We start from the raw sequence: 11,941 nt of genomic DNA, 5'->3' as shown, positions 1-11,941 counted from the left end.
ATCAATAATATAAAAAAACCTTCAGTAAAAGCTGAAGGTTTTTTTATAATTAAAGCTTTCCTTGATTTGTTGTTGTGTTAATTTTTATAGCTTTTTTAAAAGCTGTATCTTTGCAAAATATTTAAAATAAAAAATAACATTGAAAGATATTCGTACTTTATCACTAGATCAGCTTAAAGATTATTTTGTGTCTTTGGGAGAAAAACCATTCCGTGCGAAACAGGTTTATGATTGGTTGTGGAGTAAAAATCTCCATTCGATTGATGAAATGACGAATCTTTCGAAACCTCTTCGTGAAAGAATTTCAGAGGAATATACTATTAACCCTGTTTCTGTGGATTTACTTCAAAAAAGTAAAGATGGAACTATTAAAAACGGGGTGAAACTTCATGACGGATTATTAGTAGAATCTGTATTGATTCCTACAGAAACAAGAACAACAGCTTGTGTATCTTCTCAAGTCGGCTGTTCGCTAAACTGTGAATTTTGTGCAACAGCTAGACTCAAAAGAATGAGAAATCTTGAGGTTGCAGAAATTGTAGATCAGGTAGCTTTAATTGACAGCCAAAGTAGAATGTATTTCGATAGACCTCTTTCCAATATTGTATTTATGGGAATGGGAGAGCCAATGATGAACTACAAAAATGTGGTTGAAGCTATCCGAAAAATTACACAACCTGAAGGCTTGGGAATGTCTCCTCGAAGAATTACCGTTTCTACTTCAGGGATTCCGAAAATGATTAAAATGCTTGCAGATGACGATTTGCGTGTGAAATTGGCTTTGTCACTTCACTCAGCGATTGAATCTAAGCGTAATGAAATAATGCCTTTCTCAGATAAATTTCCTTTAACGGAAATTATGGAATCTCTACAATACTGGTACAAAAAAACAGGTTCTGTTATTACTTTTGAATATTGTGTTTGGAAGGGAATTAATGATGGAGATGAAGATATTAAAGCTTTAATAAAATATTGTAAACAAGTTCCTTCTAAGGTTAATTTAATTCAATATAATCCTATTGGAGACGGGAAATATGACCAATGTAATAAACAGGCTGAAGAAAACTATATTCGTCAGCTTGAAAATGCAGGAATTGTTTGTGTTATAAGAAAAAGCCGAGGTGGAGATATTGATGCTGCCTGTGGTCAGTTAGCAAATAAAACAGCGGATTAAAATTTCATTAAAAATCTTTATATTTTTCTTAAAAAACTCTTAAAGTCATACCTTTGTGTCTTAAATTAAAAGATGATGATGGATTTCTTTATGGGTGAAGATGGATTGGAGAATGTATACGCTTGGTCCATTCCTCTGCACATCACAGTTATTTTGGCGGAAATGATCTATAGTCATATTTCTCAAGCTAAATTATATAGTGGTAAAGATGTAGCAACCAATGTTTATCTTGCATTGATGAATTTCGGACTAGATCTTATTATGAAGGCTTTTGCGATGGGAGTAATGTTTTTCTTCTATAATCATAGGCTTTTTACTTGGGATTTTACAATTTGGTATTGGATCATTTGTTTCATCGTTACAGATTTTGCCTATTATGTTTTACATTATGTAGATCATCATTCAAGAGCTTTTTGGGCGGTTCATATCACACATCACAATTCAGAATTTTTTAATCTTACAACTGGATTTAGAAGTCCTGTTTTACAGCCACTTTATAGGTATTTATATTTTTCTCCATTAGCATTTTTAGGGTTTAATCCTTGGCATATTATGGTTGTTTATGCAATCGGACAGGTTTACGGAACTTGGGTACATACGCAGACTGTAAAAAGCATGGGTATTTTAGAATATATCTTGGTAACTCCATCTCATCATCGCGTTCATCATGCTTGTAATATTAAGTATTTGGATAGAAATATGGGAATGTGTTTAATTATTTGGGATAAAATTTTCGGAACATTTGAAAAGGAAGATCCAAACGTACCTGTAAAATTTGGAATTTATCCAAAAATGCCGAACGAGAGACCAGATACAGTTCTGTTTTATGAATGGAGAAAAATTTGGAAAGATATAAAGCAACCGGGGTTAAAATTCACTGATAGAATTAATTATATCTTCAATTCTCCTGGATGGAGACATGATGGAACTGGTAAAACTGTAAGGCAATATCAGAAAGAATATCTTGAGAAGAAAGCCGGAAAGAAGGGCAAGGTTCAAAAACAATCAGCTTAAAAAAATTTTCAATAAAATCTATATAATCACTGAGGCGGACATTTGTCCGCTTTTTTTGTTTGATTTTTTAATTGAAATTGATTTAAAAATAAAACTTTAATTTTACTTTATGAAAAAGCTTTTTCAAGTTTTAATCTTTGCAATTTCTGCATTTTCGTTTGCACAACAAGTTGATTTTCTAAAAATTAGAAAATACCGAGTCAATTATTTGAATGAAAAAATTCAGGAAACTTCAGGATTAAGTATTTTTAATGATAAACTGTATACGTTTAATGACAGCGGAAATGCTCCCGAACTTTTTGAACTGGACAAAACCACTGGTGAAATTTTAAAAACGATTAAAATCAATGCCAAGAATACAGATTGGGAAGCTTTAGCAAATGATGGGAGTAATTTCTACATCGGAGATTTTGGAAATGCTTCAGGAAAAAGAAAAGATTTAAAGGTTTATAAAGTTCCTTTTCAAAATAATGAAGCAAAAAATGATTCTATTGAAACCATTTCTTTTTTTTATCCTGAACAGACAGATTTTTCTACAAAAGAATTGAATACGAATTTTGATGGTGAAGCTATGATTTATTTAAACGGAAAACTTCATATTTTTACTAAAGAGTGGGCTTCGAAATCAACGACACATTATGTCATTAATCCGGATATTTCAGAAAACCAAAAGGCGGAGAAAATAGAAACCTTTAAAGCCGATTTTATTGTAACAGATGCTGCTTATTTTGATGGAAAATTATATTTAATAGGCTATACAAAGAAAACTGAGGTATTTCTAAGTATATTTAATGAAACTGAAGCTGGTGTCTTTTTTAATACTAATCCTAAACGTTATTATTTGGGGAGTGCTTTATCAATAGGTCAGATTGAAGGGGTTACTGTAAATGAATTGGGTATGTATATTTCGGGAGAAAAATTGAGTTCTCCGTTGGGAAGTACAAAACCAAGTCTGTATTTTATTCCAAAAGATAAATTTGGGAACTAATTTTTGCCCTAAAATTGCCTGAAAAAAATTATCTTTGTGAGAATTAATAATTATTTATTCATCATTCGAAGACTGTGGGCAACACTGTAGAAGAAATCAAGCGACCAATCAATGAGGAAATGAAACTTTTTGAACAAAAGTTTTATGAATCAATGCAAAGTAAAGTTCCTTTATTAGATAAAGTAACTCGTTTTATAGTTACTACAAAAGGAAAGCAAATGCGACCTATGTTTGTGTTTCTTTGTGCAAAACTCGTAGGGGAGGTCAACGAAAAAACATATCGTGGGGCATCAATGATTGAGTTGATTCATACTGCTACTTTGGTGCATGATGATGTAGTTGATGAGAGTTTCAAACGTCGTAATTTCTTCTCTATTAATGCTTTGTGGAAGAATAAAATTGCGGTTTTGGTAGGAGATTACCTTCTTTCTAAGTCTGTTTTATTATCTACAGACTATAAAGACTACGATTTGTTAAGTGTTATTTCCCGAACTATTCGTGAAATGTCTGAAGGAGAGCTGCTTCAGTTGGAGAAAGCAAGAAAGCTGGATATTACGGAAGATGTTTACTACGAAATTATTCGTCAGAAAACTGCAACTTTAATTGCCGCTTGTTGTGAAATCGGAGTTTTATCAAATAATGCTGATGAAACGTTAGCAAAAAAAATGATGGATTTTGGAACATATACCGGAATGGCTTTCCAAATCAAAGATGATTTATTTGATTATTTAAGTTCGAATGTTATCGGCAAACCTGTCGGAATCGATATTAAAGAGCAAAAAATGACCCTGCCTTTGATTCATACTTTGAAAACAGCTAATGAGACTGATCGAAAATATTATTTTAATACAATAAAGCGTTATAATAACGACCAAAAACGAGTAAAAGAATTGATTTCTTTCGTTAAAAGTTCAGGAGGTCTGGATTACGCAATTAAAATAATGAAAGATTTTCAACAAAAAGCTAAAGATATCCTGAATGAATTTCCTGATTCTGAGGCAAGAAAATCATTACACATTATGCTGGATTATGTGATTGAGAGAAAATTTTAGATATAATAAAAGGATGGTTTTTTTAGCCATCCTTTTTATATTTTAAGTTAAATTTTTTGTATTGTCACATTGGTTACATTTCCGCTACCAGTACTTCCTGATTCAGTAGCTAAAACAGTGCAACTTTGATTGGGTGCCGCAGTAAATCGGATTTGATAACCAGCGGTAGGAATGACTAACATTGTAGTATAGTTCATTAATTCTCCGACTGTAGCGCTAGTTGCTGTAGCGTTGTAATGACTTCCTCTACCTAAATAATTACCATCAGGATTGGGTCTTACACCTAGGAGTAATTGCGTTCCGGCAGGAGCACTTGCAAAACTTGCTTGTAAAGTTATTAGGTAGTTTCCGGCTTTGTTAAATGTTAATACTCCTGTTCCTGTATTGTAAGAGTAGAATGGAGAAGTTGCCAATGGCGTTGAAAATAATAATGTTGTAATAGTAGCATTAGTAAGATTCTGATTTGCAGCCAAACGTGCGTGAAATAATGAATAAGCACTAAAATCAATTGTTTTTAAAACTCCGTCTGCGTCGGCAACAACTACCCTGTCACTTCCTCCTACACCTACATTGCTGTTTATATTTCGAATTCTTGCATTTCCCGTTGCAATATCGAGTTTCTCAGTTGGAGTAGTTGTCCCAATACCTAGGTTAGCAGTGTTAGTCACCACAAAATCATTAGTTTGTTGTGCTGCTGATGGAATACCTGATGTTGGATTATCTTTTCCTGCATCAATATGGAATACTGCTTGTGGATTACTTGTGTTAATCCCTAGTTGAGCGGATAAAGAATTGAAAAAACTTGACATGACAATAACGCCAACTATTGGAGTAATTTTTTTTCTCATTTTTCTCTGTTTTTTGTTTTTTTTATATAAGTTTTAGTTAATATTCAATTTTTATGCCAATATAATTTTGCTGTCATTTGTTTTGTTTATTAATGATGTAAGGCGTTATTTGGTAAGTATTTCTTATGTATTATTTCTATTTAATGTGAATAATTTAATTATTTGAATTAGTCAAAGAATGGGCATGTCATAGATTACTGAACATATTTTCTTGATGATTTGTCTAATCATAAAAGTATAATAGCTTTATACTCATAATGTGTCAGATGCATTTTTAATATAAGAATTGTAAATGGATAATTTTGATTAAAGATTTTTATTTTTTGTGATATTAATTGTTTTATAATTTAAAATAATGTATTTATTTGTGATTAATTTGTAATTTTTAGATTGCTACTTATATGCTTATGTTTTATTTTGTTTTGCTTAGGTTATAGTGGATGAAAAGAATTAATTTGAGTTAAAAAATAAATTACCTACTTATGTTGTTTCTTATAAATAGCTTCTGTGATTAGTTTTATAGGATTTGAAAGAGATGATGATTGCCGAAGAAAAGGTTGGGAAATCTCACTATAAGATTAAAATAGGTGTTGTTTTTTTGATATTATTACGATTTTCTTTCGAGTAAAACACAATTTTTTAATTATCAAATTTTTAAAAAAGATGAATAAAAATTAAAATTAATTTAAAAAGTGTATATTAGCAAAATACTTCAAGAACAAAAAACTTTTATTAGGCTATGCAAACAACCTATATTGAAACACAACAAATTTCTTTTCAAGATTTTAAAAATCAAATACTTGAAGACTATAAGTTGGGAAGGATTTCTCGCGAAATGTCTTATTTAGGAAGAAGAGAAGTACTTACAGGAAAAGCTAAATTTGGAATTTTTGGGGATGGTAAAGAGCTTCCTCAATTAGCGATGGCGAAGGTTTTCCGAAATGGGGACTTTCGTTCAGGATATTATAGAGACCAGACTTTTTCATTAGCCATCAATGCGTTGACAGTTGAAAGTTTCTTTGCACAATTGTATGCCGATACGAATGTTGAAAGAGAACCAGCATCAGCAGGAAGACAAATGAATGGCCATTTTGCAACAAGAAGTTTAAATGAAGATGGAAGCTGGAAAGACTTAACTGCTCAAAAAAATATTTCTTCTGATATTTCGCCTACAGCAGGTCAAATGCCAAGGTTATTAGGCTTAGCTCAGGCTTCCAAGGTTTATAAATCAGTAAAATTTGAAGGCTCTGAAAAATTTTCAAAAGATGGTAATGAAATTGCTTTTGGAACAATTGGAGATGCTTCTACTGCGGAAGGGCATTTTTGGGAAACTTTAAATGCGGCTTGTGCTCTGCAGGTTCCTATGGTTGTTTCAATTTGGGATGATGGTTATGGAATTTCAGTTCCTACAAAAAATCAGAGAGCTAAAGCTGATATTGCTGAAATGTTGAGCGGCTTCCAAAGAAAAGAAGGACAGAATCAGGGCTGTGAAATTATTCAGGTAAAAGCTTGGGATTATCCGTCTTTGCTTGACGCATATGCTAAAGCAGAGCAATTTGCCAGAGTAGAAAGTATTCCGGTTGTGGTTCATGTGATTGAAGTTACCCAGCCTCAAGGTCACTCAACTTCAGGTTCGCACGAAAGATATAAAAATGAAGAGCGTTTGGCTTGGGAATCTCAATTTGACGGATTAGTGAAATTCAAAGAATGGATTTTGAATTATTCAATCGAAATTGATGGTAAGGAAGAAGTTATAGCAACTGCTGAAGAGCTTGATGCTATTGATGAAGAAGCTAAAAAAACAGTGAAAGCCGGACAAAAGTCTGCTTGGGAAAGTTATCAGAAAACAATTACGGATTTAATAAATTCAGTTTTACCTTTGGTTGAAAACCTGAAGGCTCAAAATTCTGAAATTGAAGCATATATCAATCAGTTCAATAAGTTAGTTTCAAAAGCTAAAAAAGATATTTTCCACTTAGTAAGAAAGTCTTTATTGGTAACAAGAGGAACAAATTCTGCAGAAAGAAACCAATTGATGCAGAAATATAATGAGATTTTTGAGGTTGAAAAAGACAATTATTCTTCTCATTTATACTCTCAGTCTCAGTGGAAAGCTGAAAACGTACAAGAAATCAAACCTATCTATTCTGATGCTTCTGAAGATGTTGACGGAAGAGTAGTGGTAAGAAATAATTTCGATAAAATTTTCGAAAAATATCCTGAAACTTTAGTATTTGGAGAAGATGCCGGAAATATTGGAGACGTAAACCAAGGTCTTGAAGGTATGCAGGAGAAATACGGAGATGTTCGTGTTGCAGATACAGGAATTCGTGAAGCTACGATTTTAGGTCAGGGAATTGGTATGGCGATGAGAGGTTTGAGACCGATTGCTGAAATCCAATACTTAGATTATATTCTGTACTGTTTGCAAGGAATGAGCGACGATTTGGCAACTGTTCAATACAGAACAAAAGGAGGTCAGAAAGCACCTGTAATCATTAGAACCAGAGGACATAGATTGGAAGGTGTTTGGCATTCGGGTTCTCCAATGGCGGGAATTTTAAACCTTTCAAAAGGAATTTTGGTATTAGTTCCAAGAAACCTGACGAAAGCTGCCGGATTCTACAATACGATGCTTCAAAGTGATGAGCCTGCTGTAATTGTTGAATGTTTGAACGGTTACCGTCTGAAAGAAAAACAGCCTGATAATTTGGGAGAATTTACAGTTCCTGTTGGTAAAATTGAAGTTACAAAAGAAGGTAGTGATGTTACTTTGGTTACTTATGGTTCTACTTGGAGAATTGTGATGGAAGCAGCTGAACAATTAGAAAAACTTGGTATTTCTGCTGAAGTTATTGATGTTCAGTCATTGATTCCTTTCGATTTATCTCAAGAGATAGCTGAAAGTGTGAAGAAAACTAACAGATTGGTTGTTATTGATGAAGATGTGGAAGGTGGAACTTCAGCGTTTATTCTTCAGCAGATTTTAGAAAAACAAAAAGCATTCAGATTCTTAGATTCTGATCCTTTGACGATTTCTGCGAACGACCACAGACCTGCCTATGCAAGTGACGGAGATTATTTCTCTAAACCTTCTTCTGATGATATGGTTGAGAAGATTTACGCAATGTTTAATGAAACAAATCCTCAGAAATATCCTGCGATATTTTAATTGAGATAAAAAAAATATAAAACAGCGGCTTTCAGATTTCTGAAAGCCGCTGTTTTGATTTTGAATGTAGCCTTTTGAAATTTTGTAGCAATAAATAAACATTATAATTGTATGAACCTTTCAATGAAATTAGCAAAGCGGAATAAAATTTGCTATTTTTGGGGAAATATTTAGAATTTCAATGAAAAAGAATATTATAGCAGGTTTTGCTGCGATTTTATTATTAGCCTCATGTAACAATGATAAAAAAGTTCTTGATACTTTGGCCGATTATAATAACTCTATGGAAAGTACAGGATATCATTTTGGTGATAAATTGCAGCTTCCAAAAGAAGTTTCGGATAATGCGGAAAGTATAACTATTAGTTTTGGAGATAAAGAAACGACAAGTCTTGATATTGATCCCAAATTTTATACATTAGGTGATAATGCAGTTACTTTCAATATTAAAACAAAAGGAGGGGAGACTTTAACGCAGGATGCTACAATCAACGTTTTTGCAAAAAATCCTGAACAAAATCTTACCTATCAAATTGTAGCTGAATACCCTCATGATCCTAAAAACTTTGTGCAAGGATTTCAGATCGAAGGGAATACCATTTACGAAAGTGATGGGCAACAAGGTTCTTCACAGATTCTAAAATATACATTGGGTACAACGACTCCTTTGGCTTCTACAAAACAATCTCCAGATGACTTTTCTGAAGGAAGTACAATTATAGGAGATAAAGTATATCAATTAACCTGGCAGAGTAAAAAAGGTTATGTTTATGATAAAGCATCTTTAAAACTTTTGTCTGAATTTGCTTATCCGAATGTTTTAGGTGAAGGTTGGGGATTAACTTATGATGGGAAACATCTTATTGTATCAGACGGAAGTAAATTGCTGTATTTTTTGGATCCGGCAGATCCTTCTAAAATGGTAAAATATATTGCTGTTGCTGGTAATAAAGAAGCGTATGATCAGTTAAATGAATTAGAATATCATAAAGGATTTATCTATGCAAATGTTTGGCATAAACCAATAATTTTAAAAATAAATCCTACAAATGGTGAAGTAGTAGGTAAATTTGATTTTACAAAAATTACTGACGAAAATAGTGGAGGAGATAGTGAACATGTTCTAAACGGAATTGCTTTCAAAGGAGATAATATGTTGGTGACAGGTAAGAACTGGTCAAAAATTTATGAAGTTGCGATTAAATAAAAAAAGGTACAACTTCTATTAAAATAAATATGTAAATTGGTAGCGTTCCTTTATGGAGCGCTATCTTACTAAAATATCTTGAGAATATTATATTTGATATTTATTTCCGTTTTCTGCACATTATCTGCGCAGAGAAAGTTTCCTTTGGACTCTCTAAAGCTAAAGGAAGCCAAGGATATGCTTGCCGATGATTACGGTAATTTGTATATCTATAAAAATAAAGATTTTAGTTTTACGAAATATGATTCTTTAGGAAAGCAGATAGGGAAGTTGATGGTAACAGTTCCTTTTAAAATTCAAAGTGTTCAGAATCCGCTGAGTGTGCCTTTGTTTTCAGAAAATGCTCAGGAATTAAAGTTTGTAGATCAGAATCTTAATGAGATTCAAAAAGTTGATTTTAAGCAAAAATTCGGGTTTATTAAGATGGCATATGCAGAAGATTTGCAACAGTTATGGTTGCTGGATGAAAGTAGCAAACGTCTGATTCAGTATAATTTTCGAAACGAAACTACGATAAATTCTTATCCGTTTTTTACAAGTTTTGATGATTTGACAGATCTTCTGGTACACGAAAATAAAGTTTATATCTTAACAAAAAAAAATATTCAGGTTTATACTTTGAAGTTTGAAAAGATTTTTGAAGCTGAAATTCAGAATGGGAAAAGATTCAGAAGAGAAAATGATGTTGTTTTGGTCATTACTGATAATTCAATTTTGAAATATGTTCAGGAAAAAGGAATGGTGAATATTTTTGAAGATTCAAATGCACAAATTGTGGATAAAAACACTCTTTCATATTTTGAAATCAAAGCCAACAACCTTTATCTTTACAACCTTGAAAAGAAAAAAGAAAATAAGCAATCAACCGAGACTGAAAATCAACATAAAAACATAGAAAATACAGAGGAGAAGTCTGAAAAAAATGACACTAAAAACTCTGAAAGTTTTGATATGCTAAAGCTTTTTGAAGAAATTAATGAGGTTCAGAAGTTGGGTGTTTAATCTTTATAATTAACAGAAAACATTTAAGGGGAAAAAATATGCACATTGCGGTTACAGGAAATATTGGAGCAGGAAAAACTACGTTAACGACTATGCTTTCTAAACATTATGGATGGGATGCTCAGTTTGAAGATGTAGATCACAATCCTTATTTGGAGGATTTTTATGCTGATATGAATAAGTGGAGTTTTGCTTTGCAGGTTTACTTTTTAGGAAGTAGATTCCGTCAGGTAAAAGAGATTAGGGAAAGCGGGAAAAATATTATTCAGGATCGTACAATATATGAAGACGCTCATATTTTTGCTGAAAACCTTAATGATATGAAACTTCTTTCAGACAGAGACTTTAATAATTATTCTTCTGTCTTTAATTTGATGAAAACCTTTGTTTCTGCACCAGATTTGTTGATCTATCTAAAATCTGATGTGCCTAATTTGGTGAAGAAAATTTACAAAAGAGGAAGAGATTATGAGGCCTCTATAAGCATTGAGTATCTTTCTAAACTCAATCAAAAATATGAAAAATGGATTTCTAATTACACTGAAGGAAAGCTTCTGATAATCGAGGTTGATGATTTGGATTTTGTTGAAAAACCTGAAGATTTTGGCTTTATCTTAGAGAAAATTGAGGCTGAACTTAATGGGTTGTTTTAACAGTTTTTTATCAAAAATTGGGAGTTTTCTAACTTGATTTATCGTTAAATTTGTAATAAGTCAGTTTAATTTTTAAATATAATTGAAAATGTTGGTTAAAGTTTTACATAACGGAAACTGTTCAAAATCAAATGCTGTTTTGGAGTATTTGGATGAGAACGGAGTGGCATTTGAGGTTATAAATATTATTGAAGATCCTCTCAGTGTTTTAGAATTGAAAACGGTTTTGAAAAAGCTAAATCAAAGTGTTTTTCATATTATTCGTAAAACTGAGAAACTGTATTCGGAAAAATTTGCTGATAATGATTATTCCGAAGAAGAATGGCTAAAAATTTTATCTGAAAATCCTTCTTTAATTCAAAGACCTATTTTAATTAAAGGTTCAGTAGCAATGTTGGGAAGGCCGCTTGAAAATGTGAAGTTTTTTATTGAAAAATAGAAAAATAACTCGAAAAATATAAAAAAGTCAGCTTAAAAGCTGACTTTTTGAGTTTTATAGTAACATTACTCCTTCTATTTTTGCTACTTCTTGATAGATATTAACGACTTGGTCGGCATCTAATACAAACGCATTGATATTGCATGCTGTATATTTTCCGTTTTTGCTTTCACGGTTTCCCAATGTGAATTTTATCCCGTCGAAAACTTTATATATCTCAGTAAGCTTTGATTGATCTGTGGGAATAATAAATTTAAATAAATAATCTTCCGGAAAATCATGATGATCTTCCAGTTTTTCCCTTAAAGAAATGTAAAAATCTTCAGGGCTTGCGTGCTGATTTCCTTGTAATATATTCATTTTTGAATCTAAATTGTATATATAAATATAGT

At 32.1% G+C, this 11,941-nt stretch carries 11 protein-coding genes; 9 read left to right on the top strand and 2 right to left on the bottom strand.

What is annotated here, in order from left to right; all coding sequences use genetic code 11:
• Nucleotides 1-139 precede the first annotated feature (139 nt).
• The 4 genes from rlmN to OH806_RS07185 all read left to right on the top strand — a co-directional run bounded on the left by rlmN (nt 140) and on the right by OH806_RS07185 (nt 4,228).
• Complete coding sequence (rlmN, locus tag OH806_RS07200; RefSeq protein ID WP_264743007.1) at nt 140-1,174, top strand: dual-specificity RNA methyltransferase RlmN; 1,035 nt, start codon at nt 140-142, stop codon at nt 1,172-1,174.
• Between the two features lie 75 nt (nt 1,175-1,249).
• Nucleotides 1,250-2,188 (top strand): sterol desaturase family protein, encoded by a 939-nt coding sequence (locus OH806_RS07195; protein ID WP_264743006.1) that lies wholly within the window; start codon nt 1,250-1,252, stop codon nt 2,186-2,188.
• Nucleotides 2,189-2,297: 109 nt separating this feature from the next.
• Nucleotides 2,298-3,176 (top strand): hypothetical protein, encoded by an 879-nt coding sequence (locus tag OH806_RS07190; protein ID WP_264743005.1) that lies wholly within the window; start codon nt 2,298-2,300, stop codon nt 3,174-3,176.
• A 74-nt stretch (nt 3,177-3,250) separates the two neighbouring features.
• Entirely contained in the window at nt 3,251-4,228 is a 978-nt protein-coding gene (locus OH806_RS07185; RefSeq protein WP_264743004.1) for a polyprenyl synthetase family protein, read from the top strand.
• A 47-nt stretch (nt 4,229-4,275) separates the two neighbouring features.
• Here the strand turns inward: OH806_RS07185 and OH806_RS07180 are convergent, their stop codons facing one another.
• Nucleotides 4,276-5,076 carry a hypothetical protein gene (locus OH806_RS07180; protein ID WP_264743003.1) on the bottom strand — a complete coding sequence of 267 codons (801 nt, stop codon included), beginning with the start codon at nt 5,074-5,076 and terminating at the stop codon, nt 4,276-4,278.
• Nucleotides 5,077-5,815: 739 nt separating this feature from the next.
• Here OH806_RS07180 and OH806_RS07175 point away from each other — a divergent pair.
• The 5 genes from OH806_RS07175 to OH806_RS07155 all read left to right on the top strand — a co-directional run bounded on the left by OH806_RS07175 (nt 5,816) and on the right by OH806_RS07155 (nt 11,549).
• Nucleotides 5,816-8,248, top strand: a complete 2,433-nt coding sequence (locus OH806_RS07175; RefSeq protein WP_264743002.1) for an alpha-ketoacid dehydrogenase subunit alpha/beta — start codon at nt 5,816-5,818, stop codon at nt 8,246-8,248.
• A 181-nt stretch (nt 8,249-8,429) separates the two neighbouring features.
• Nucleotides 8,430-9,455 carry a glutaminyl-peptide cyclotransferase gene (locus tag OH806_RS07170; protein WP_264743001.1) on the top strand — a complete coding sequence of 342 codons (1,026 nt, stop codon included), beginning with the start codon at nt 8,430-8,432 and terminating at the stop codon, nt 9,453-9,455.
• 78 nt (nt 9,456-9,533) lie between these two features.
• Nucleotides 9,534-10,457, top strand: a complete 924-nt coding sequence (locus OH806_RS07165; protein WP_264743000.1) for a hypothetical protein — start codon at nt 9,534-9,536, stop codon at nt 10,455-10,457.
• A 38-nt stretch (nt 10,458-10,495) separates the two neighbouring features.
• Nucleotides 10,496-11,110 carry a deoxynucleoside kinase gene (locus OH806_RS07160; RefSeq protein WP_264742999.1) on the top strand — a complete coding sequence of 205 codons (615 nt, stop codon included), beginning with the start codon at nt 10,496-10,498 and terminating at the stop codon, nt 11,108-11,110.
• An 88-nt stretch (nt 11,111-11,198) separates the two neighbouring features.
• Complete coding sequence (locus tag OH806_RS07155; RefSeq protein WP_264742998.1) at nt 11,199-11,549, top strand: ArsC/Spx/MgsR family protein; 351 nt, start codon at nt 11,199-11,201, stop codon at nt 11,547-11,549.
• A gap of 54 nt (nt 11,550-11,603) precedes the next feature.
• Here the strand turns inward: OH806_RS07155 and OH806_RS07150 are convergent, their stop codons facing one another.
• Nucleotides 11,604-11,909: a DUF493 domain-containing protein gene (locus OH806_RS07150; RefSeq protein WP_264742997.1), complete on the bottom strand. Its 306-nt coding sequence runs from the start codon at nt 11,907-11,909 to the stop codon at nt 11,604-11,606.
• Nucleotides 11,910-11,941 lie beyond the last annotated feature (32 nt).

It is taken from the genome of Chryseobacterium oryctis (assembly GCF_025971925.1).
Classification (GTDB): Bacteria; Bacteroidota; Bacteroidia; order Flavobacteriales; family Weeksellaceae; genus Chryseobacterium; species Chryseobacterium oryctis.
This window is presented reverse-complemented; position numbering and strand designations above follow the sequence as displayed.